Origin of the sequence: Nannocystis pusilla, assembly GCF_020073745.1 — a bacterium.
GTDB classification, from domain to species: domain Bacteria; phylum Myxococcota_A; class Polyangia; order Nannocystales; family Nannocystaceae; genus Nannocystis; species Nannocystis radixulma.
In genome coordinates, this window is record NZ_JAIRAU010000042.1 from 13,727 (window position 1) to 34,845 (window position 21,119).

A 21,119-nucleotide genomic window follows, 5' to 3' on the forward strand; every position below is an offset into this window, starting at 1 on the left:
TCATCACTTTACACCTCGCTTTGCACCGCGGAGAAAGATGGCGACGACGGTCCTGGCGTCGCGCTGGGGATCGCCGTCGCCGGGCAATCCCCACAGGGCGCCGAACAGGCCGAAGCCGAACAGCAGGCCCTGGAGGGCGCGAGCGAGGCGGTAGGGGTCTTCGTCGAGGAGCTCGCCGCGCTCGACGTAATGGCGCAGGAGGGCGGCGAGCCCGTGGATCGACCGGTCAGGGGCGTCGGCGAGCTCGCCGAGGACGCTGCTGCCGCGCAACCGCTCGCCGAGGATGATCCGCAGGAGGGCCTCGTCGCCGCGCATCTGCTCGAGGGCGGTGACGGCGAGGCGCTCGAGGTCGGCCTCGAGGTCGCCGGAGGGGCCGCGCGCGGCGTTCCACACGGCCTGGCGGATCTTCATGCTCTGGGCGAATGCGCGGAGGAGGCCCTTCTTGTCTCCGAATTGGCGGTAGACGGTGGCGGTGCCGACGCCGGCGGCGTCGGCGATGGCCTCGACCGTGGCGCCGTCGAGACCCTGGCGGGAGAAGACGTCGCGCGCGGCAGCGAGCACCCGCTCGCGCGCGTCTCCGCGCGCCTCGACGTCGACGCCGGCCGCGACGAGCTGTTGCACCAGGGCCTCGCGGCTGCCGACCAGCCGGTAGGCCGAGCTGCGCGAGATGCCAGCCGCCTCTGCGAGCCGATCCATGGTCAGCGCGTCAGCCCCAGCCTCGTCGACGAGGCGGCGCGCGATTTCGAGCAGCTCGGGGAGAGTCACGGGCGCTTGGGATGGCACGATAGATATGTGTATCAATCGTTCCGTTCCGTCAAGGCCGTGTGAACCGGTCGCAACGGGGAATTTTCGCGCAGGGCAGATCCGCGCGCGTTCGTGTCTCTGGCCCTTCGCAGTGTGACGCGACGAATGGATAGAGTGTCGGTTCGTGCATGTCCGTTCGGACATGCTACTTGCGGGGTGGCATGATTCGCGGACTGCGGCTCACCGGAGGTCGCGCGGACCGTCAGGAGGTCGCGCGTTCGGAGTCGCGGGGCGTGGAGAGCGTCGCGGGGCGGCCCGGAGACGGCGCAGCGGGTCCCTGCGACGCGGGTCTTTACACCAGGTGCTCGACGCCGAAGGAGGGTGGCGCTCGTGCGAATGGTGGCCCGGCATCTGCCCGCCAGGTGCAGAGCCCCCCGCTGCTCCCCGCTGCGCCGTCCCCGGGCCGCCAGCGGAGAGTGTGGTGGCCCCGCTCGTCGCCGGATGGGTGATGCTCGAGCCCGTCGTCGATCGTGAGCGGCTGAACTCCGGCTTGCCGGCGACTACCGCTTCAACATGTGGAGCATGGGGATGACGCTGTGTGGTGGCAGCGGCAGGGACCGGGGGAGCGAAATGCTTGCTCGCGCACAACCTGTCTCAAGGGACGGAGTGTCGTGGATACCGGTGCCAGATCTGCTGTGCCTGGGGCACTCCGAATGTCGGCGATGCCCCAGGCAGAGGATCGGTTCGGCCGCGAGGCGTCGTGTGGGCCGTGGGTCAGGCGGGGCGAGGCGTGGTGCGGCGGCGGCGGTCGGCGAGGCGCTCGAAGCCGACGGCGAGCGCATGGAAGGCGCGGGCGAAGGGGCGGCGCTCGGAGGCCGCGAGGGCGCACTCGGGGTTGTGGGCGAACCATGTGAGGGCCTGCTCGGCGTCGGCGAGGAGGGGGCGGCGGCGGGCGAGCCAGTCGGCGCACCAGTCGGCGAGGGCGTCGGCGCGGTCGCGGCGGGCGACCTGCTCGAGCAGGACGACGAGGTCGACGCCGTGGCGCATGCCGAGGAGGGTGGCGCGGTACGAGCGCTCGGCGGTGAGGAAGAGGTCGACGATTTGGTTGCGGAGCGTGGAGAAGGCGGCGCCGACGGTGCGGCCGCCGAGGCTGACGGGCAGCTGCTCCTCGGTCACGACGACGGGGAGGGCGACGAGCGCCTCGTCGGCGTGGGCGGCGACGGCTCGCAGGACCTGCGCCGGCGGGACGTCGCCGAGTCGCTGGATCTCGATGCGAGGGTGACGGCGCGCCGATTGCTCGGTCTGGAACAGCTCGCGGACGAGGTTGGCGAGCCAGGCGTGATCGAGCTCGTGATCGTGAGAGGGCGACGTTTCTGCGGTCGGGTCGTGTTGCACGCGGGACGTCATGGCCGAGTTCGCGCCGGCGGCAACCGTGCCGGGTGATATTCGTCGAGACCGCCGGGACCCTCGCCGGCGCGAGCGTCGGCGGCGGCGCAGGACGGTCGCGCGGCTCAGGTCGCGGGGTGCTCCGGGGCCGGCGCGTCGAGGCGGGTGAGGTCGCGGTGGACGCGGGCGCGCTCGGCCTGGAAGTGGGCGCCGAGGCCGTCCGCCTCGCGCTCGCTGAGGGCGCTGCGAGCCCGCGCGAGCAGGCCGTTCTCCTCTTCGCGCAGGTGCTGGATCATGCGCTCACACAGGAAGGTGATGGTGGAGCGCCAGCGGGCGTCGCCGAGGGGCATGCGCTCGGCCTGGCGCAGCAGGGCGTCGAGCCGTTCGTGCTCCGCGAGCGCCTGGAGGGCCGGCTGCTGCACCTCCTTGAGGTGGATCATGTAGCTGTAGAAGGCGCGCTCCTCGGCGCGGGCGTAGGCGGTGTACTGGCACAGGAGGCCGCACAATTGCTCGTGCTGCTCGTGGGGCTCGCGGCCGGCGTGGTCGCCGAGGCGGAGCAGCGATTCCCGCAGGCGCTGGTGCTCGTCTCGGAGGTGGTCGAAGATGGATGCCATGCGTGCATTCCTGGTGGGCCGTGCGGTGCCCCGAATGATGGGATGGTGGAGGCCGCGACGAGTGCCGGCGTCCGGGTCTTCCCCGGTCGACTCCGGCGAGGCGTCGCGCGGCCTGTCACGGAAGGTGGGCGGGAGCACGGCGCCGGCAAGGTGGGGCGGGGGGAACGCACGCGGTGTGCAGGATGCCCCCGAGGAGCACGGGCCCGGACCTTCGCTCGCACGGTCGGGCTGCGGAAGAGGCCGCCGCGTGGGGAGCGGGCCCGGCGAGTCGGCGTGGAGGGCGCGGGAGCGGTGCGCAAGGTGCGGCGAGCGTCGGCGAAGGCGCCGCGAGGCTCTCGCGGGGCTGCGGCGGGCTTGGCGGCCGTTCGTCGAGCATGCCCGGCCGCAGTGATGGCGGCGGTCGAGCGCGCGGAGGAGAGGTCGCGGCGGCGAATGGTGATGGTTCGGTGAACGCGGGAGCGCCCGAGCGGACGGGATTGTCGGTGGAGCGAGGCTGTGGTGAATCGTGAACGTCGAGTGCGTGGAAGCGGGCTGAATCGTGGCGGCGAGGCTGTGGTGAATCGTGAACGTCGAGGGCATGGAAGCGGGCTGAATCGTGGTGGCGAGGCGGTGGTGAATCGTGAACGTCGAGCGCGCGGGCGGCGGGCGTGATTCACGGGGGCGCGAGGCTGGAGAGGTATCGCCGGAGTTGCCCGGGACTGTGACGAATGCGACCGAGCGCTGGCGTCGGCGCGGCGGACCGCCGAGCGGCGCGGTCGGGTACTGCGGTCAGGGGCGAGAGGTCGGCGGAGGAGCTGGTCGAGAGGACAGGTCTGGTTCGTGCCGACCGTCCTCGGAGCGGCGCGAATGCGAGCGCGATCAGGGAATGACCTGGCGCGAAGTCGCGCATTGTCCGAAAGAGGCGGCCCGCCGGCCGGTGCGAAAATTGTCCTTGCGGGCCGGTAGACGGGGTGCCATGGTGGTTTGACCGCGTGACCGGATTTAAAATCTGGTCACGAGGTCAAGGAGAGTGCCGGACGTGTTCGATCGCCCGCGGGACAGCGCCAATCGCGCAGATCGCATCCTCGACGCCGCGGGAGTGCTGCTCCTGCGGCTCGGCTACCGGAAAGTGACGATCGAGGACGTCGCGAAGCAAGCCGATGTCGGCAAGGGCACGGTGTACCTGCACTGGCGCAGCAAGGAGCAGCTGTTCACGGCGCTCGTGATGCGGACGTCGGTCGAAGTGACCGAGGAGCTGCTGGGGCTGGTGCGCGCCGATCCGGCCGAGGTATTGCCGCACCGATTCATGCGCTCGTCGTTCCTCGCGGCGGTGCGGCGGCCGGTGATGTTCGCGCTGCTGACCGGCGACAATGAGCTGCTCGGGAAGCTGGGCAAGGGGCCGATACGCCAGATGAAGGAGCGATCCGGCGAGCACTACTCGCGGATGATGATCGCGCGCGGGCTGCTGCGCGGCGACGTGCCGCACGTCCAGTACACGATGCGGGCGGCGATGCTCGGCTTCTACCTGCTCGAGAGCCTCGACCACGAGGCCGCCAATTTCGCCGCGGAGGTCAAGGCCGACGCGATCGCGCACGTCATCCGGCACGCGTTCGAGCCGGGGGGCGTGCCGGACCCGACGGTCGTCGCCGAGGCGGCGAGGGAGTTCGCGACGCTGCTCGAGAGCGTGGTCTCGACCTGTCGCGCGTGGATCTACGAAGGAGGGCCATCATGACGAATGTCGCTGATACGTGGGGCATCAACCCGCAGCAATTCTGGCTGCGCGGGCAACGGCCGGAGGAGCCCGTGCGCTTCGATCCGGAGACCGGCATGTGGAACGTGTACGGCTACCCGGAGACGGTGCGGGTCCTCGGCGAGCCGGGCACGTTCTCGTCCGACACGCTGCGGGTGCTGCCCGACAGCGTGATGCGCGGGAACAAGGCGATGCGCGAGGGCAACCTGGTCCAGATGGACGAGCCGGACCACAAGAAGCTGCGCCGGCTCGTCAGCGAGGCGTTCACGCCGAAGGTCGTGGCCGACCTCGAGCCGCGGATCGCCGCGCTGACGCACGAGCTGCTCGACGCGGCGGCGCAGCGCGGACACCTCGAGCTGGTGGCCGATCTGGCGTACCCGCTGCCGGTGATCGTGATCGCCGAGCTGCTCGGGGTGCCGAGCAGCGACCGCGACCTGTTCAAGCAATGGGTCGACAAGATGCTGGAGTTCTCCGGCCAGTTCTCGCTGGTGAAGCAGAGCGCGGAGCAAGATCGGGCGCTCGAGATCGTGTTCGAGCAGCGGCGGCAGCTCACCGAGTACCTGGCGGCCCACGCGACCGAGCGCGTGCAGCGGCCGCGTGAAGACCTGCTGACGAAGCTGGTCCAGGCGGAGGTCGACGGCGAGCGCCTCACCACCAACGAGGTGGTCAACTTCGCCACCGTGCTGCTGATCGCCGGTCACATCACGACGACGATGCTGCTCGGCAACACGGTGCTGTGCCTCGACGCCCACCCCGAACAGATGGCCCGCGTCCGCGCCGACCGCCGGCGGCTGGCAGGGGCGATCGAGGAGTCGCTGCGCTTCCTCAGCCCGTTCGCGGCGGTCGGCCGGGCGACCACGGTCGAGACCGCGCTCGGCGGGGTGCGGATCCCGGCGGACAAGCTGCTGATGGTGTGGATCGCGGCGGCCAACCGCGACGAGCGGCAGTTCGCCCGCCCCGACGAATACGACGCGAGCCGCGATCCGAACCCGCACGTCGCGTTCGGCCGCGGGATCCACTTCTGCCTCGGCGCGCCGCTGGCCCGCCTCGAAGGCCGCGTGGCGCTCGGGATCCTGCTCGACCGCTTCCCCGACCTGCGCGTCGACCCGGCAGGTCCGGAGTTCATCCCGAGCCCGAACATGACGGGGGTGCGCAAGCTGCCGCTGCTGCTCGCGTCGTGAGCGGCGCGGCGACCGGCGCTCAGGCGCAGGTGCCTCGCGGCGTGCCGCATTCGCCGGCGTCGGCGCAGGTGCCGCTGATGCACTCGCCATCGAAGCGGCAGGCCTCGCCGGCGGCGAGCGAGGCCTCGCAATAGGACTCGTCGCATTCGCTGGGGAACTCGGCCTCGCGGGCGGGGTGCGCCGGCAATTCGACGACGCCCTGGACGTCGAGGTCGTCGACTGGGTCGGCGGGGCCGGAGCGAGGGGCGGCGGCGCGCTCCCACATGCGCACGAAGGCGTCGGCGGAGTTGCGCAGCGGCTCGGTGTCGCTGCCGAGCAGGTCGAGGTCGGCGAGCAGGTCGGGCAGGAGGCCGATGTGGCCGAAGCCGGCGTCGTCGTAGGCGGTGCCGAGCGGCGAGGCGTCGCCGGCGAGCTCGTCACGGCGCTGGCAGGCGCCCTCGGTGGGGAAGGAGGCGGAGCAGGCGTCGGGGCCGAAGCGCGGGCGGACCTGCTGGATGAAGCCGTTGAGGTCGGAGCCGAGGCCGACGGCGATCTTGAGGCCGAGGCGGGCGAAGTCGTAGGACTGCGCGAACGACCGGCTCGAGCCGTGGCAGGTGTTGGCGACCGCCGACTGCTCGTAGGTGTTGACCTCCTCGTGGCCGGTGCGGAGCCCGAACATGCCGCCGGTCTCGCGCAGCATCTCGATGATCCACGCAGGCGTGGTCTTCTCCTCGCGCGCCTTGGCGGCGGGCAACATCTCGCGGAAGTGCCCGTGCGAGATGTAGAACGGGTAGTAGTCGCGCGCGACCGAGAGCTCGTGGAGGTGGCGGACGCCCTTCTCCGACAGGTGCGCGGCGTCGACGAGCATGCCGAGGTCCATCATCGCACCGACGAGCTCCTCGCCCTCGGCGGTGAGGCCGAGGGTGTTGCGACAATTGGCGTCGACGTCGAAGCCGAGAGTGACGGGGCCCTGGGTGATCCCGCAGTCCATGTCGATGTGACAGTTCTCGGCGTACTGGGCGATGTGGAAGATGTTGTTGTGCGGGGCGGCGCCGCCGAAGCGGTTGTCGAGCTGGTGGACGGGCTGGAGGGTGCGCACGCCGAGGGCGTAGAGCTCGTCGAGCTGCGGCTTCCAGTCGCCGTCCTTCATGAGGTGCGAGGTCTCGACGCTGAGGACGATCGCCAGCCGATCCTCCTCGACGATCCGGCGCGCGTCGGCGGCGGTCAGGGCGATCTCGGCCCAGTCGTGGGTCTTGACGAACTCGTGGGCCAGCTCGAGCTGGAGCTTGATGTCCTCCATCTCGTCGCACTGCGGCCGCTCGACGTTCTCCTCGGCGATCGCGCGGCACAGCCAGTCGAACGAGTCGGCCGACATCACCTCGAGCCGCAGGCCGGCCATGTACGCGTCGTGCAGCTGCTCCTCCCAGACCTGCTGGTGGGCGATGACGTCCCAGCGCGGCCAGCCCTCGAAGCCGGGCCAGCCGGCCGCGCGATCCTTGTGCTCGCCGGTGTCGCCGAGCGAGCCGGGGATCTGGCTGACGTACTCGCTGACGACGCCGCCGCCGCCGGGCGCGGCGATGACCGAGACGAGCGGGACGAGCTGGGCCAGCTCCTCGATCGTCATGCCCTCGCAGCTGCCGAGCAGCGGCCCGAGGTCGTCCCGGAGCCGCCCGTGATCGCCAGGCTCGCCGCCGTCGCACGGGGCGAGCGCGACGTCGCCGGCGCCGGCGTGGCTGCCGTGGAACCACCCGCCGCCGAAGGCCTCCTCGGCGAACATGTGCAGGTGGAGGTCGGCGATGCCCTGCAGCGGCGGCAGCTCGGGACCGCCTGTGGTGGTGTCGCCGGTGGTCGGCGGCCCCGCGGTGCTGGTGTCGCCGGTGCTGCTGCCGGTCGAGGTGCCGCTGTCCATGGTCTGGCCCTGGCCGCCGTTGCAGGCGAGGAGGAGGACGAGGATGGGCGAGATGGTGAAGACAGGACCCCGCATCACAGGTCCGGGCACGCTAGCGAGCGCACTGGCGCCGGTCAAGCGCAGCGGCCGTTTATGGTGTGGTCGCGAGCGCGGCGCTCGCACGTCGTCTGCATGCAGGCGCGAGCGTCGGGGCCTGACCGAGCATGACGGCGGCTTCATCCGCCGAAGCGCACCGACAGGCCGGCGAGCACGGCGATGACGAGGGTCCTGCGCGCGCGGCCGACGAGGAGGCCGAGGTCGACGGCGACGCGGCGGGTGATGTTGACGATCGTGCCGGCGTCGCCGGCGAGCTCGCCGAGCTCGACGTGCGGGACGTCGAGGCGGGCGTAGACCTCGCCCCACACGCTCACGCGCCGATCGGCGAAGCTGCGCGAGAGGGAGGTGGCGAACAGATTGCTGGCAGCGCAGCAGCGGCCGGTCTCGGCGGGCCCGAGCTTCATGCCGGCGTTGATGCTGAGGTTCCAATTGCCGGGCGCGACGCCGAGGAGCAGCACGAGGCCGGGCAGCGGGGCCCAGAAGGTGGCGGGGCCGAATGGTGACACCGGGAGCAGCTGGGCCTGCAGGCCGAGCGAGGTGCGCGTCTGTCACCGCGCTCGAGCAGCTTGATCTTGGCGCCGAGCGAGATCTCGCTCTGCTGGCGCGCGGCGGTTTGTCCGCGGAACCATCGGTAGGGATCGCCGTCGAAGATCCGCAGCTCGACCCGCTCGTGCAGGCCGATGCGGATGATCATCGGCACCGCGACCCGGAACTCGTCGTCGCGCGCGCGGCCGTACACCTGGCCGTCGACGCCGACCTCGACCTGAACGGCGCCTCTGGCGACGATCGAGGTGGTGTTGGCGATCGCCGGTCGATCGGGATCGACGCGCCGCGGATCGTCGTCGGCGAGCGCGAGGACGGCGAGGCAAAGGGCGAGCATGGCGAACATGAGGGCTCACTCGTCCAGCGGCGACTCGGCGCGCGGGAGCTCGGCGTGATCGGGGCGGGGGATCACGGCGAGCTTGCCGTCGGGCTCGAGCACGACCCACTGGACCTGGTCGATCCGGTGCAGGCCGACCTTGTGCATCTCGCTGTAGATCTCGTCGGGCGAGATGCGCTCGCGGTTCATGTTGCCGACCAGGAACCGGCCGCGGCGCACCAGCAAAGTCGGCTCGCCCGAGATGGCCCGCTCGAGCGGCTTGATGTGGTGCATCGCCAGGGAGACGAGGAACACCAGGGAGAACAGGGTGGTGGCGCCGACGAGCGCGTTGGTCAGCGAGGGGTCGTCGCGCACGAGCGCGGGCGAGACGATCTCGGGGATGATGAGGAGCGTGACGAGCTCGGCCGGAGAGAGCTGACCGAACTCGCGTTTGCCCATCATGCGCATGCAGGCCATGACGAGCAGGTAGACGACGACGACGCGGATGACGGTGTCCAAGCGGCCTCCTTGTGCTTGCGACTCAGGGCAGGACGACCAGGCTGATCGGGATCTCGGCGAGCTCGAAGGCGCCGGCGCGCAGCCGGACGACCCCGGCCAGGCGCCCGTAGCTGTTCGGCAGGTAATCGACGACGACGCTGTGCGCCTCGCCCGCGGCGATGTCGCCGAGACCGACGACGTAGGCGTCGTCGTCGATGCGCTCGAGGCCGGGGTGGAAGACCGGCCGCGAGAGGAAGTCGAACAGGCCGCGGGCGAACTCCGCCCGCACGCCGGACAAGGGGGCGCCGGTGTCGTTGGCGACGGTGACCTCGATCCGGCTCCAATCCTCGAAGTGATCGCGCACGGGGAATTCGACGGCGAGGCCGACGCCGCGCTCGACGATCTCGACCCGCTCGCGGGCGTCGCCGAGCCGGCCCGCCAGCGCGAGCACCGGCGCGACCAGCAGCAGCGGCACACCGATCATTTGCAGGCGGTGAAATTGCAGCCGTCGCTCGATCTCGGGGGCGGTCGGGGGCTCGTGGTCGTGTTCGCTGGGCATGGCGGTCTACCGGCTCTGGTGTCCGGAATGACGGATGGGGCCAGGGAGCGGTCGCTTGCCCGTCGCTGCGGCGATTGTCGGCACCGACGCTCCGGCGCAGGCGAAACGGCGCAGGGCGCGAACTCGCGCTTCGGGCCGGAAATGGGCCTCAGCGGCCTCGACGGGCGGATCCAACGCCTGGGGTCAGGCGCGGCTGACGCGGCAGGCGGACGGACGGAGGCGAGGAGAGGGGCGAAGCAAAATGCGGTACCACGCTTTCCGGCAGGAGGAGGCGGTGCGCGCGGCGTCGCGGTCGTGGCGCGAGCGGTCGCGGGAAATCGGCTTGCCCCGCTCGCAATTCCGCACAACAGGTCCTTGCGAAGGCCCGCCGACGAAGGCCCGCGAATGCGTCGCGGTCATGCCATTGCCGGCGCCCGTCGCGGCGCGAGCGGTGGGCCCCCGACGATCCAAGGAGAAGGTGCCGTGTCCAAGCCACAGATCTACGACGTCTTGCAGCGCGAACACGAGGAGGTCGGCGAGCTGTTCCACCGGCTCGAGGAGGCCAAGGGCCTCATCGCGCATCAGCTGTTCGTGCGGCTCAAGCTCAAGCTGGTGCCGCACGCGCGCGCCGAGGAGGCGATCGTGTACCCGCGCCTGCTCAAGGCCGACGCGACGGCCGAGCAGGTGCTCGAGAGCCTCGAGGAGCACAAGCAGGTCGACAATTTGATCGCCGAGCTCGACGCGCTGTCGCCCCGCGACGAGCGCTGGGCGCCGAAGATGAAGGTGCTCGCCGATATGGTCGGCCACCACGTCGACGAGGAAGAGGGCGAGCTGTTCCCCCGCGCGCGCCAGATCCTGTCCGACCGCGAGGCGGTCGAACTGGCCGAGGCCTACGCCCGCGAGCGCGACGCGTTCATCGACGACATGCAGCGCGCCGAGCAGCGCGGCGCGGCGGAGTGAGAGCAGGGCGTCGAGCGGCGCGTCGCCGCTCGACGCGCTGGCCGAGTACCGCGAGCGCCCGGGCCGACGCCCTGGTCTCAGTCGCCTTCGTCGCGCGGCTCGCTCAGCCCCCGGCGTTTTTGACGTGGTAGTGTCCGCCACCCCGGCGCACCACGGTGCCGCTGGTGGCGAGGTACATGACGTCGAACTCGATCTCCGGCGTTTCTTCGGGGGACGTGGCGGTTGCGCCCGACTTGGTCCAATTGGCGGAGGTCATCCCATAGTCGGTCTCGGCCGAGACCGAATACGTCGACGAGCCGGGCGGGGTGAAGTCGGACACCTGGAGGACCACGGTGTCGCCCTCGTCGACTTCGATCAGCCAGCTCTCGTCATCGACCTCGGTGACGCTCAGGTGCACCGGCTCGCACGCGAGGCTGTCGACCCCGACCGGCGAACACACGATCGGGACATAGATCTCCGCAGCTCGTACCACCGCGGGGAGCAAGGCGATAACACCCAAGACACCCGCCATCATGGATTTCATCCGCACCATCACCTCCATTCGAAGCGAATCTATCACGGCCGGCGGGCCGATCCAGGCGGAATGGAGCGGCTGGTGAAGGAGATGGTGGCGAGTCGCGTGCGAGTTCTCTGATCAGGCGTCAGGGTCGGGGTTGAGGATCGGCGTGGTGTCGCTCGAGGCGGACATGATGATGCCGCAGGCGAGGCGGCCGCCGGCGTTGCCGGTGGGCTGGCCGAAGTCGTCGGCCTTCTCGTGGACGATGATGGCGCGCCCGAGCACGCTGTAGTCGCCGCCGGCGATCGAGAAGTGGGCCGGGTCCATGGTGAGCGACAGGCGCGCGTGGCCCTCGCTGTCGGCGTCGAGGTTGCCGAAGTCGCCGGGGTGATGGGTGCCGGCGCCAGGGGCTCCGTGATCGACCATGTCGGGGTTGAAGTGACCGCCGGCCGAATTGCCGTCAGGCGCGGTGCAGTCGCCCCACTGGTGCACGTGCATGGCGTGCTTGCCGGGGGACAGGCCGGTGATGTCGGCCTCGACCTTGATCTTGCCGTCGGTCAGCTGGGTGAAGTCGACGGTGCCGCTGACACCGCTGCTCATCAGCGCGGTCAGGGTGGCCGAAGCGTCGGGCGAGTGCTCCTCCTCGGGTGTGCAGGCAGGAGCCCCCAGCAGCGGCAGGAGCAGCGCGAGGGTGGAAACGAACCGGGTCATGGGGGGAACTTGATCGAAGTCCGGTCCCGGCGCAAACCCGCAGGCCGCTCGCCTCGCGGCGACGCTGACGCTGCTGCGCGGCTCAGCCCGAGTGCGCACCCATTCGTCGGTATTTCCGGGTCCGGCCGCGTGGTTGCGCCTCGCGCTGTCGGGGTTCGAGACGGCGGTCGACGATCCGGCGCTGGAAGTCGTGGGTCGGGCGGACCCAGATCCACGCCCGTTCGCCTGCCGCCGGCACGGCGAGGGCGACCGCCGGGACGGCGAGGAGCGACGAGCCGGGGCGCATGGCGGGACAATTGCCGGACATGACGCGTTCCGTCTCGACCTGTCCGTGAGTCGCCCCGAGACCGCTCACGGCAACCTCGCGCGAGCCGACGGCCGCGATGTGCGAACATTCGGGGCGTGGCGCGCAGGTTCGCTCGCATGTCTCTTTGGACATGTCTCTCGGTGCTGATCGCTTGCGACGACTCGGCGGCGCCGGGCTGGACCTTCGGGGGCGAGGCGTGGGCGTCGATGGGGACGACCGGCGAGGGGCCGATGTCGGTGACGGAGGCGAGCCCGCTGACGCCGACCGGGGCGACGCCGACGTGCGGGGATGGGGTGATCGATCCGGGCGAGGTCTGTGACGACGGCAACCTCGAGCCCGACGACGGCTGCGACGCGGCGTGCATGCCGATCGCGGCGGTCGAATGGACGTACACGCACAACGGCGGGGCCGGCAAGGACGACGTCGCCAGCGGGGTGGCGATCGACCGCACCGGCCGCGTGTTCGTGGTCGGCGCGGAGGTGGTGCAGTCGCGCGACGCGCTGATCGTGGCGCTCGCGCCCGACGGCGCCGAGCTGTGGCGCAAGACGATCGACTCGTCCGGCTTCGAGGACGCGTTCGTCGAGGTGGCGGTCGACGGCGACAATCAGATCTACGCGGCCGGGTACGAGGAGATCGCGGCGGGGGTGAAGGCGGCGGTGATCCGCGGGTTTTCGGCCGAGGGCGAGGACCTGTGGAAGTTCAGCGAGGCCCCGCCGGCGGCCGGCCTGTCCGGCATCGAGGGGCTGGCGCTGAGCGACGGGGCGCTGTACTCGACGGGCTCGGAGGACGGGCCGAACTCGCGTCTGGTGGTGCGGCGCCACGAGCTCGCGACCGGCGCGGCGGTGTGGAAGACGTCGACGCAGGCCGACGCGTCGGCGGCGTTCGCCGGCGGGATCACGGTGTGGGGGCCGCACATGATCGCGGCCGGCTCGGCGCTGGTGGGCACCGAGCTGCACCCGCTGATCGTGCAATTGACGCGCTCGGGCGAGGTGGCGTGGACGGCCATCGAATCGCGGCACCGCGGGGCGTGGTCCGACGCGGCGGCGATCGGCAACGCGGGCGACGTGGTGCTGGCCGGCCGGCTCGAACCGGTGGACGGGCAGGGGTTCGACGTCGCTACCCGCCGGATCACGGTCGAGGGCGTCGCATTGTGGACGCAGACGATCGACCACGTCGCAGGCTTCGACGACGGCCGCGGGGTGGCCGTGGGCGCGGGTCAGGCGATCTTCGTGGCAGGCGCGGTGACGACGAACGACGGCGACTCGGAGATCTTCGGCGCTCGCCTGTCCGGCGCAGGTGAACGACGATGGACGCACGTGAACGCGAACCGCGGGGTCGGCCTCGACGACCACGGGGCGGCCGCGGCGTTCGGGCCCGGCTTCATCGTGCTCGCCGGCGACGCGCAGGTGGCCGGCGAGGGGGCCAACGTGTGGGTGCGTCGCTTCAGGGCGGAGTGAGCGGTGAGCACGGCCGCAGGAATTCGACGAGCGCCTGACCGAGCTCGGCGCCGAGGTCCTCCTGCAAGAAATGACCGGCGCGCTCGAACACGCGGTGCGGCTGGTCGCGCGCGCCGGGGATCGCGGCCTGCAGCAAGGCCTGGGCCGGCTGGGTGATCGGGTCGCGGGCGCCGAACAGGGTGAGGAAGGGCCGGTCGTAGCGGCGCAGGCCGTCCCAGGCGCGTCGATTGGCGGCGCTCGCCGGGTCGTCGGGGGCGATCGGGACGAGCGTCGGGAACACGCGCGCGCCGGCCTTGTAGCGGGCGTCGGGGAACGGCGCGTCGTAGGCGGCGACGACGGCGGGCGCGAACGGCCGGGCCGAACCGCCCTGCACGACGGCGCCGACCGGCAGCTCGGGGACCTTCTGCGAGAACTCGCGCCAGCGGTGGAACGCCTCCGGCAGGGCCTCGTCGCCGGTGGGCAGGAAGGTGTTCATGGCGACGACCCGGCGGAACATGGCGGGTGTCTCTCCGGCCAGGCGCAGGCCGAGCAGGCCGCCCCAGTCCTGACAGACGAGCGAGAGGTCGTCGATGCCGGCGGCGGCCAGGAAGGCGCGCAGCCAGTCGATGTGGCGCTGGTAGGTGTAGTCGCCGCCGGCCGCCGGCTTGTCGGAGCGGCCGAAGCCGATCAGATCGGGCGCGACGGCCCGCATGCCCGCGGCGGCGAGGGCCGCGATCGCGTGGCGATACAGGAAGCTCCAGGTCGGCTCGCCGTGCAGCAGCAGGACGACGGCGCCGTCGCGCGGACCGACGTCGACGTAGTGCATGCGCAACGGTTCGGCGTCGCCGTCGCCGGCAGGGACGTCGACGTACTGCGGCGGATAAGCGAAGTCGGGGACTTCGGCGAAGCGCTCGTCGGGGGTGCGGAGCCTGTGCATGGCCGGACGGTACCGCGAATGCGCGGGGTCCGCTCGCGACGAACGGATCACCGCGAATTATCGGGTGTAGGTCCGATCCAGGGCCGCAATTGATCGTCGGGCGAGTTGCACTGTCCCCGCGAGGTACCGCCATGCTCTCGCAAGCCTGCCTGCAGTCGAGGGTCGCACCGCTGGACGAGCCGCTGCCCGATGCGCAGCGGATCGCCGACACCTGTGCGATGTCCGACCCGATCCAGCGCAACCTGTGGATCACGTACATCTACCACCGCCTCGAGGTCGCGCTGGCGCGCCGCCTGGGCGGCGAGGACGTGAGCTGGTGCGCGTACGGGACGTGGGCGTCGAAGAGCGCGGGCCGGTTCATCCGCGGCGAGCTGGTGCTCGAGGTGCTGCGGCCGCTGATGGCCCGCACGGCGGCGGTGGGCCGGATGGTGGCCCGCGTCGACGCCGAGGTGCGCGAGCGGATCGCCCGCGGCAACCTGCTGGTGTTCGCCGAGCTGGCGCCGCTGTTCCGCGCGCTCGTCGATGTGCTGGACCGTCCGCGGGCGCAGCGTCGGGCGGCGGCCGCGGCGGCGTTCGCTGGATTGGCGGCGGGGGCGACGGCGGCGGGCGGGCAAGACCTGCTGCGGCGGGCGTTCGCGGCCTACGTGGCGGCGGCCGACACGTCGGCGGCGAAGGAGCGCGCGGAGCTGATCCTGCTGGCGAACACGCTGGTCGGCTACCACGAGCAGATCCGGCTTCAGCCGACGATCGCGGCGGCGCTGTCGGCCCCGCTCGCGGTGCTGGTGCCGCGACCGGGGCATTTCGACCCTTCCTCGCGCAGGGATCCGACAGGCTGGCACGGCGCGAGGAGGGCGCATATCGGGCAATATGTAACCGACGAGCAACGCGGCCAGCGTGGCGGAGAACAAGCGAGGGAGGGTCGAAATGCCCCGGTCGTGGCACCCGTGACGGCCGACGCGGCGCCGCTGCGCCGGGCCCTCAACGAGCGCCTCGGCGACGTCGCCCGCTCGCTGCTGACGCGCTGGATGATGACGATCGACCTGCCCGAGGGGCCGCTGGCGCTCGGCCGCGACGTGCCGGCCACGCGCGACGGGCGGATGTTCCCGCCGCCGCTGATGCAGATCGAACACCCCGAGCTGCGCGCGGTGCTCGCGGAGGTCGACCGCACGCCCGACACGACCGCCGGCAGCGCGGCCGACGACTGGGCGGCCCTGGCGGACCGCATGAACTTCATCGTCGACCTGTTCCGCTCGCGCCAGCGCGACGCGTCGCTCCGCCGCGCGCCGTTCCGCCCGGACCAGGTGACGGCGATGGAGCTCGGGGTGCGCCCGCTCGGGCCGCTGTGACGTGGGTGAATGATGATTCATGTCGAATGGGACATGGTCTTTTGGTTGTGTGTTGAAGGACATGTTTGATCGTTCTGGTCGGGGCGGCGCGTCACACGGCCTGTGCCGTCGGCGCGGTCGCGCGATCGGGCGAGGGGGTGAGGCGCTCGGTGACCGGCCCGCGACGCGCGGTCCGGCCTGGGGCTCTCACCGACGGGGCCGGGGCGAATCCGTCTGGCGATCGAGACAGGGTCACCGACCTCCGGGTATCGTCCGACGATGCTGCACGCCACGCACCCGCGGAGATCGACGTCGGTCCGGTTCACCCTTCCACGCTGTGCTCTCGCCGCGCTGCTCGCCTGTCTGCCGGGCTGCGGCGCGCCGGCGGAGCCGCCCCAGGACGACACCGGCTCGTCCACGGCCGGCCCCGCGACGACCGGCGTGCTCACGACGTCGTCGACCGGCGACGACTCGACCGCGGCGCCCACCACCACGGCGGCGGTGACGGGCAGCACGGACGACACGAGCACCGGCGACACGAGCACCGGCGACACGTCGACGACCGGCCCGACCGGCTGCACGAAGAACGTGGTGCTGATGGGCTACTGGCCGCCGACGAACGAGATGCTGCGGCCGTGGAGCACCGATCCGACCAAGAACCCCGAGGGCTGGATCGGCGCCGACTGGAAGGGCCACGGGTACGACGTCCATGCGTTCTTCCCCGAGTTCCCGCCCGACGGCGATCCGACGAACGACGATATCGGCGACGATGGGGCCGTGGGCTCGCCCGATCACGACCTGCGCGTCGATTACCAGGCGACCTCGGCGGACTTCTGGCGGCTGGTCGACACCTACCAGCCGGTGATCCTGGTGACGACGAGCCGCGGCGGGGATATCGGCTGGGAGCTCGAGGCGCTCGAGGGCGGACACGGCATGGGCAACCCCGGCGATCCGGCGATGGACTGGGCGTCCGACAATTACGAGGCGGTGCACTTCCCGACCCAGGCGACGATCGAGCCGCGCTCGTGGGACGCGATCACCACCTACCGCCAGGGCAACACGCTGCCGAGCCAGCTCCCGCTCCCGGCGATCGCCGCCGCGACCGAGCCGCTCGGGCTGACGAGCGTGGTCGTCGACCAGGGCACGAGCGGCAACTTCCTGTCCGGCTTCCTCGGCCTCCACGGCCTCTACTACAACCAGCAGGCGCCCCACAACGTCGCCGCCGGCCACATCCACGTCGGCTTCGGCCTGCCGGTCGCCGACGCGAGCGCGCTGATCGAGGCGACCCTCGACGCGGTCCTGCAGGCGCACCCGGCCGCCGAGGTGGAATGTCCGTGACCGCGGGGCGCATCGAGGACATGTCCGAGAGGTCCTGTTCTTTCATGCATGTTCGAGAGAACATGCCCGTCACAGCGGGGTGATGACGACCCGCCCGTCGCCGGGGCGGACGCCCGGCTCGGTGGAGGCGTTGGCCAGGGAGCCGACGTAGGACGAGCCGCCGCCGCCGTGGCCGTCGTCGCCGCCGCCGCCGCCGCCGTACCAGCCGCCGCCGCCACCGCCGCCGTGGGTGTTGCCGATGACGACGGGGCCGTCGCCGCCGAAGCCGAAGCCGCCGGGGCTGCCGGGGCTGCCGGTGCCGGAGATGCCGCCGTCGCCGCCGCTGTTCTGGGTGCCACCGCCGCCGTCCGCGGTCGCCTCGTCACCGCCGGCCCCGGCGACACCTTCCATGCCGCCGCCGTCGCCGCCGCCCAGGCCGCCGCACGAGAACTCTGCGCCGCCTCCGCCGCCGCCGACGATCACCCGGTCGTTCAAGGTGTCGCCGCCGGTCCGAATGTCCGACGCGCCGCCGCCGCTCGCGCAGAACCCGAGAGTCGGGCAGCTCCCGCCGCCGCCGTTGTAACCCGGCGCGTCGCCGGCACCCCCGGCGCCGCCGACCCGCACGGTGAGCACCTGACCGGCGGTGACCTCGAGGTCGCCGACGGCGTAACCGCCCAGGCCGCCGATGTCCGCAGGGTCGCAGAAATCGTTGTTCGGTGTGCCCCCGGCCGCGCCCCACACCTCGAGGCGCAAGCTCGTGACGCCGTTCGGAACGACGAATGTCTCCTCGCCTCCGGCGTACGCGAACTCGACGGCCTCGAACCGGCACAGCGCGTCGCAGCCGTCGCCGGGATCGAGCGCGCCGTCGTCACATCGTTCGCCCGGATCGAGCTCGCCGTCGCCGCAGACGGGCTCGCCGACGGGTTCGTCGACGGGCTCGCCGACAGGCTCTTCGTCGTCGAGGTCGCAGTTCTGGAGATACGGGATAGCGAATGCGAGGGTTGTTGCCAATAATGCGTGGTTTGGAATGGACATAGCGCGGATCCGATCCGAGGCGTGACCGGGGCGCCAGGGCTCATCGATCGCCCTGGCCTACATATCGCCGGTACGCTGACCATTCTTCACGAGCTCTCTCGCCGGGCAATGCACTCGGTGACGCGAACCACAGCAATTCATCCGCAGCCGGAGTTCGAGGCCAGGCGGATTCGCGGCTCCGGATCCGGCGCGACGACGCGGAACTGCGATTCGCCGACGCCGACTGCGGCACGACGCGCTGCTGCTGCACCGGGCACATTGTGAACAGGCGCTGGCCGTCACGGGCCGGGCAGCTCGTCGCACGGCCCGGTGCTCTCCTCCGGGCCGAGGCAGACGACGAACAGGCGCTCGGGGGAGAGCGAGGCGGTGAACAGCGCGGCGAGCCGCGCGGGATCGATGTCGAGGGCCCTGCGGGCCTCGCTGCGGAAGTAGTCGAGCGGGAGCTTCTGCTGGACGAGGAAGGTGAGGCGATCGGCGAGGACGGCGCTGTCGGCGGCCTCGGCCAGCAGGCGGCCGGCGACGGGGCGCTGGGCGGCCGGCAGCTCGGCGGCGACGCCCTCGGGCGTGCGCAGGCGGGCGAAGGCGCGGCGCAACTCGGCCACGGCCGCGGCGAAGTGGCCGGCGTCGATGTTGCCGTGGAGCACCAGCAGCTCGGCGTCGCACAGCTCCTCGCGCGTGACGCCGAGGCCGTAGCTGACGCCGAGCTGCTCGCGCACGGCGCCGGTGGCGTTCTCGAGCAGCTGGCGCAGGAGCAGGACGGTCGCGCGGTCGCGCCGCAGCTCGGGCGGGACCACGAAGCCGAGGAACACGGTGACCTGCTCCGGCCGCTGGCCCTGGATCCGCTGCGTGCCGGGGCGCACGGCGGGCGCGCGACGGGCGGACGCGGGATCCTCGGCGGCCACGGGGAGGCTCCACGGCTCGACCGCGCGGCCGAACACGTCGTCGATGTGGGCGCGGGCGACGGCGTCGTCGAAGCCGCCGGCGACGATCAAGGTGGCAGCGCCGGCGCGGTAGTGCTTGCGGCGAAGGGCGGTGAGGTCGGGCATGACGAGGGCGTCGAAGTCGACGGCGTCGAGCTCGACGCAGCGGTCCAGGCTGAGGCGCGCGATCTGCTTGCGCTGGGGCTCGGCGCGCAGGCTGGCGGAGATGCCCTGAGACACCTCCTCGGCGGCCCAACTGCGGTATTCGGCGCTCAGGCGGCCGCCGACGACGACCCCGCCGATACCGCGGAGCAAATGATCGGTGTCGGCGGCCAGACCGCGCGCGTGAAAGATCGTCATGTCCGGAGCGATGGACAGATCGACGGTGGCTCCGGTGGCGCGGAGCCGCCGCAGCTCCTTGTCCGCCGGGCTCCTGGGCTCGGGCGCGAGGAGCATGGTGGCGACGACGGGCGCGAGGTACGGCTGCTCGGCGGGGGCGTCGGCGAACCCCGCCCCGACGATCAGGCGGACGTCGACCAGCGGGCTCGACGACGGGGCGAGGATGACGGTCAGGCCATTGGCCAGAGTGTACCGGGTGCTACGATTCGCGGCCGGGATCTCGGCCAGCAATTTGGCGGCGATCGCCGGGCTCGCCGCGACGGCGTGCGGGTCCTCGGGGAGGCGCACGACGTCGCGCAAGACGAGGCCCTCGGCGGGGTCGGCCGGCTCGAGCTCGATCACCTGGGCGCGGTCGCGGGCGAACAGCGCCCTGGCGGCGCCCGCCAGCGCCGCGGGGGTGATCGCGTCGAGCCGGCGCAGGTCGGTGGCGAGGACGCCGCGCCGCGAGTTCGGTGTGAGCTCGAGGTAACGCTCGGCGCGGGCGTCGAGGCGCTCGAGACGGCGGGCGACGTCGATCCGCTGGCGCCGGAGCAGGGCCGCGGCCTGCTTGCGATCGGCGGTGTCCTTCTGCACCTCCGCGAGGGTCTCCCACAACAGGTCCTCGCTGGCCGCGCGCTGGTCGGGCGTCGTGACCGTGGCGAACAGCGCCAGCATGGGCGCGTCGGCGCCGCCGAGCTGCTCGAGGGAAAATCCGCGGACCCCGAAGCGCGCGCGGGCGGCGTCGGCGAGGGCACGTTCGACCATGTCGACGAGGACCTGGGCGAGCCGGCCGTCGTCGCTGTCGTGCGGGGGCAGGGGGAACACGAGGGCCGTGCCGCTGTGGGTAGAGAGGCCGGCGAGGGTCCGTCGGGCCGGGCGAGCCGGGACCGGCGGCGCGGCGACTTGTGGGGCTGTCGGACGCGGCGCGAGCGGCCGCAGCGTAGCTTCGGCGGCCCCCACGACCTGGTCGTGGGTGACGCCGCCGGTCACGACGACGGCGGCGTTGCCCGGGGTGAATCGATCGCGGAGATAGCCGCAGGCGTCGGCGGCGGTCAGCCGCGAGAGCGTGGCCCGGGTGCCGCCGAAGGCGTGCGCGTAGGGGTGATCCGGCGGATAGATCGACTCGAGGAGCTGCTGATAGGCGTCGAGCGAGGCGCCCAATCGCTGCTGGAGCTCGCTCATGACGACGTTGCGCTCGCGCGTGAACTGCTCCGGGCTGACCTCGCAACGGCCGCTGAGGACGAACGCGAACAGCCCGAGCACGGTGGGCAGGTGCGCGGCGACGGTGGTGGCGGACATGTCGACGATGTCGCCGTCCGTGGTCGCCTTGTAGGCGAGGGCCTCCTCCGCGAGCGCGTCGCACACGGTCCGGCCGTCGGGCAGCGGCAGCGCGCACAGGACGATGTGCTCGCTGAGGTGCGCGAGGCCGGCCTGATGCTTCGCCTCGTTGCGCGCGCCGGCCCGCACGCGCATGTGCACCTGGACGAGATCGCCGGAGAGGTCGGGCGCGACGACCAGGCGGAGGCCGTTGGCGTAGTCGACGACGACGCCCTCGGGCCGGTCGTCGAAGCTCCTCGCCGGCCGCGGCAGCCGGGCCGCGCCGCAGCCGACGAGGAGCAGCCCGGCGAACAAGGCGAGGAGCGCGCGCGCGCGAAGCATGGGCCCGATGGTGACGCATTCTCTCGCGGCCCGCCATCGCGGCGGAGCGCGACGCGGGCGTGGCACCAGCGGCCGCGTACGCTCGAGTGGTCCTCGCATATCGAG

General features: G+C 71.8%; 18 protein-coding genes. 6 read left to right on the forward strand and 12 right to left on the reverse strand.

Going from position 1 to position 21,119, the window contains the following annotated elements; genetic code table 11:
• Positions 1 to 3: 3 nt before the first annotated feature.
• The 3 genes from K7C98_RS29395 to K7C98_RS29405 all read right to left on the reverse strand — a co-directional run bounded on the left by K7C98_RS29395 (position 4) and on the right by K7C98_RS29405 (position 2,744).
• Positions 4 to 948: a TetR/AcrR family transcriptional regulator gene (locus K7C98_RS29395; protein ID WP_224195114.1), complete on the reverse strand. Its 945-nt coding sequence runs from the start codon at positions 946 to 948 to the stop codon at positions 4 to 6.
• A gap of 570 nt (positions 949 to 1,518) precedes the next feature.
• A complete protein-coding gene (locus tag K7C98_RS29400; protein WP_224195115.1) occupies positions 1,519 to 2,139 on the reverse strand; it encodes a hypothetical protein in 621 nt (206 codons plus the stop codon).
• A 116-nt stretch (positions 2,140 to 2,255) separates the two neighbouring features.
• Positions 2,256 to 2,744 (reverse strand): hemerythrin domain-containing protein, encoded by a 489-nt coding sequence (locus K7C98_RS29405; RefSeq protein WP_224195116.1) that lies wholly within the window; start codon positions 2,742 to 2,744, stop codon positions 2,256 to 2,258.
• A 1,018-nt stretch (positions 2,745 to 3,762) separates the two neighbouring features.
• Between K7C98_RS29405 and K7C98_RS29410 the strand changes: the two genes are divergently transcribed.
• Both K7C98_RS29410 and K7C98_RS29415 read left to right on the forward strand, forming a co-directional pair.
• Positions 3,763 to 4,455 carry a TetR/AcrR family transcriptional regulator gene (locus K7C98_RS29410; protein WP_224195117.1) on the forward strand — a complete coding sequence of 231 codons (693 nt, stop codon included), beginning with the start codon at positions 3,763 to 3,765 and terminating at the stop codon, positions 4,453 to 4,455.
• A complete protein-coding gene (locus K7C98_RS29415; protein ID WP_224195118.1) occupies positions 4,452 to 5,654 on the forward strand; it encodes a cytochrome P450 in 1,203 nt (400 codons plus the stop codon). Before K7C98_RS29410 ends, K7C98_RS29415 begins: the two co-directional genes overlap by 4 nt.
• 19 nt (positions 5,655 to 5,673) lie before the next feature.
• Here the strand turns inward: K7C98_RS29415 and K7C98_RS29420 are convergent, their stop codons facing one another.
• From K7C98_RS29420 to K7C98_RS29435, 4 genes are all read right to left on the reverse strand, one after another.
• Complete coding sequence (locus K7C98_RS29420) at positions 5,674 to 7,617, reverse strand: membrane dipeptidase (RefSeq protein WP_224195119.1); 1,944 nt, start codon at positions 7,615 to 7,617, stop codon at positions 5,674 to 5,676.
• Between the two features lie 140 nt (positions 7,618 to 7,757).
• On the reverse strand, positions 7,758 to 8,144 hold the full coding sequence (locus K7C98_RS29425; RefSeq protein WP_224195120.1) for a hypothetical protein: 387 nt from the start codon (positions 8,142 to 8,144) through the stop codon (positions 7,758 to 7,760).
• Positions 8,145 to 8,533: 389 nt separating this feature from the next.
• Entirely contained in the window at positions 8,534 to 9,016 is a 483-nt protein-coding gene (locus K7C98_RS29430; RefSeq protein ID WP_224195121.1) for a DUF421 domain-containing protein, read from the reverse strand.
• Between the two features lie 22 nt (positions 9,017 to 9,038).
• A complete protein-coding gene (locus tag K7C98_RS29435) occupies positions 9,039 to 9,554 on the reverse strand; it encodes a hypothetical protein (RefSeq protein WP_224195122.1) in 516 nt (171 codons plus the stop codon).
• A 462-nt stretch (positions 9,555 to 10,016) separates the two neighbouring features.
• Here K7C98_RS29435 and K7C98_RS29440 point away from each other — a divergent pair, with 462 nt between their 5' ends.
• Positions 10,017 to 10,493 carry a hemerythrin domain-containing protein gene (locus tag K7C98_RS29440; protein ID WP_224195123.1) on the forward strand — a complete coding sequence of 159 codons (477 nt, stop codon included), beginning with the start codon at positions 10,017 to 10,019 and terminating at the stop codon, positions 10,491 to 10,493.
• Positions 10,494 to 10,596: 103 nt separating this feature from the next.
• Here the strand turns inward: K7C98_RS29440 and K7C98_RS29445 are convergent, their stop codons facing one another.
• Together K7C98_RS29445 and K7C98_RS29450 are read right to left on the reverse strand one after the other, a co-directional pair.
• Complete coding sequence (locus K7C98_RS29445; RefSeq protein ID WP_224195124.1) at positions 10,597 to 11,034, reverse strand: hypothetical protein; 438 nt, start codon at positions 11,032 to 11,034, stop codon at positions 10,597 to 10,599.
• A 93-nt stretch (positions 11,035 to 11,127) separates the two neighbouring features.
• Complete coding sequence (locus K7C98_RS29450; RefSeq protein WP_224195125.1) at positions 11,128 to 11,700, reverse strand: superoxide dismutase family protein; 573 nt, start codon at positions 11,698 to 11,700, stop codon at positions 11,128 to 11,130.
• A gap of 423 nt (positions 11,701 to 12,123) precedes the next feature.
• Between K7C98_RS29450 and K7C98_RS29455 the strand changes: the two genes are divergently transcribed.
• Positions 12,124 to 13,464 carry a DUF4215 domain-containing protein gene (locus K7C98_RS29455; RefSeq protein WP_224195126.1) on the forward strand — a complete coding sequence of 447 codons (1,341 nt, stop codon included), beginning with the start codon at positions 12,124 to 12,126 and terminating at the stop codon, positions 13,462 to 13,464.
• Here the strand turns inward: K7C98_RS29455 and K7C98_RS29460 are convergent.
• Complete coding sequence (locus tag K7C98_RS29460; RefSeq protein WP_224195127.1) at positions 13,451 to 14,380, reverse strand: haloalkane dehalogenase; 930 nt, start codon at positions 14,378 to 14,380, stop codon at positions 13,451 to 13,453. The two genes, K7C98_RS29455 and K7C98_RS29460, sit on opposite strands and share 14 nt — an antisense overlap.
• A gap of 131 nt (positions 14,381 to 14,511) precedes the next feature.
• Here K7C98_RS29460 and K7C98_RS29465 point away from each other — a divergent pair, with 131 nt between their 5' ends.
• Positions 14,512 to 15,726 (forward strand): hypothetical protein, encoded by a 1,215-nt coding sequence (locus tag K7C98_RS29465; RefSeq protein WP_224195128.1) that lies wholly within the window; start codon positions 14,512 to 14,514, stop codon positions 15,724 to 15,726.
• Positions 15,727 to 15,984: 258 nt separating this feature from the next.
• Positions 15,985 to 17,043 carry a hypothetical protein gene (locus K7C98_RS29470; protein ID WP_224195129.1) on the forward strand — a complete coding sequence of 353 codons (1,059 nt, stop codon included), beginning with the start codon at positions 15,985 to 15,987 and terminating at the stop codon, positions 17,041 to 17,043.
• A gap of 69 nt (positions 17,044 to 17,112) precedes the next feature.
• Here K7C98_RS29470 and K7C98_RS29475 read toward each other — a convergent pair whose 3' ends face one another.
• Positions 17,113 to 18,057 (reverse strand): glycine-rich protein, encoded by a 945-nt coding sequence (locus tag K7C98_RS29475; RefSeq protein ID WP_224195130.1) that lies wholly within the window; start codon positions 18,055 to 18,057, stop codon positions 17,113 to 17,115.
• Between the two features lie 278 nt (positions 18,058 to 18,335).
• Entirely contained in the window at positions 18,336 to 21,014 is a 2,679-nt protein-coding gene (locus tag K7C98_RS29480; protein WP_224195131.1) for a M16 family metallopeptidase, read from the reverse strand.
• Between the last annotated feature and the right edge of the window lie 105 nt (positions 21,015 to 21,119).

Bases quoted from the DNA above. Each gene is read 5' to 3' on its own strand.
- K7C98_RS29395 (WP_224195114.1), bottom strand. From the start codon at position 948: ATGTCCGAACGGACATGCACGAACCGACACTCTATCCATTCGTCGCGT.
- K7C98_RS29405 (WP_224195116.1), bottom strand. From the start codon at position 2,744: ATGGCATCCATCTTCGACCACCTCCGAGACGAGCACCAGCGCCTGCGG.
- K7C98_RS29415 (WP_224195118.1), top strand. From the start codon at position 4,452: ATGACGAATGTCGCTGATACGTGGGGCATCAACCCGCAGCAATTCTGG.
- K7C98_RS29420 (WP_224195119.1), bottom strand. From the start codon at position 7,617: ATGCGGGGTCCTGTCTTCACCATCTCGCCCATCCTCGTCCTCCTCCTC.
- K7C98_RS29435 (WP_224195122.1), bottom strand. From the start codon at position 9,554: ATGCCCAGCGAACACGACCACGAGCCCCCGACCGCCCCCGAGATCGAG.
- K7C98_RS29445 (WP_224195124.1), bottom strand. From the start codon at position 11,034: ATGGAGGTGATGGTGCGGATGAAATCCATGATGGCGGGTGTCTTGGGT.
- K7C98_RS29450 (WP_224195125.1), bottom strand. From the start codon at position 11,700: ATGACCCGGTTCGTTTCCACCCTCGCGCTGCTCCTGCCGCTGCTGGGG.
- K7C98_RS29455 (WP_224195126.1), top strand. From the start codon at position 12,124: ATGTCTCTTTGGACATGTCTCTCGGTGCTGATCGCTTGCGACGACTCG.
- K7C98_RS29460 (WP_224195127.1), bottom strand. From the start codon at position 14,380: ATGCACAGGCTCCGCACCCCCGACGAGCGCTTCGCCGAAGTCCCCGAC.
- K7C98_RS29465 (WP_224195128.1), top strand. From the start codon at position 14,512: ATGCTCTCGCAAGCCTGCCTGCAGTCGAGGGTCGCACCGCTGGACGAG.
- K7C98_RS29470 (WP_224195129.1), top strand. From the start codon at position 15,985: ATGCTGCACGCCACGCACCCGCGGAGATCGACGTCGGTCCGGTTCACC.
- K7C98_RS29475 (WP_224195130.1), bottom strand. From the start codon at position 18,057: ATGTCCATTCCAAACCACGCATTATTGGCAACAACCCTCGCATTCGCT.
- K7C98_RS29480 (WP_224195131.1), bottom strand. From the start codon at position 21,014: ATGCTTCGCGCGCGCGCGCTCCTCGCCTTGTTCGCCGGGCTGCTCCTC.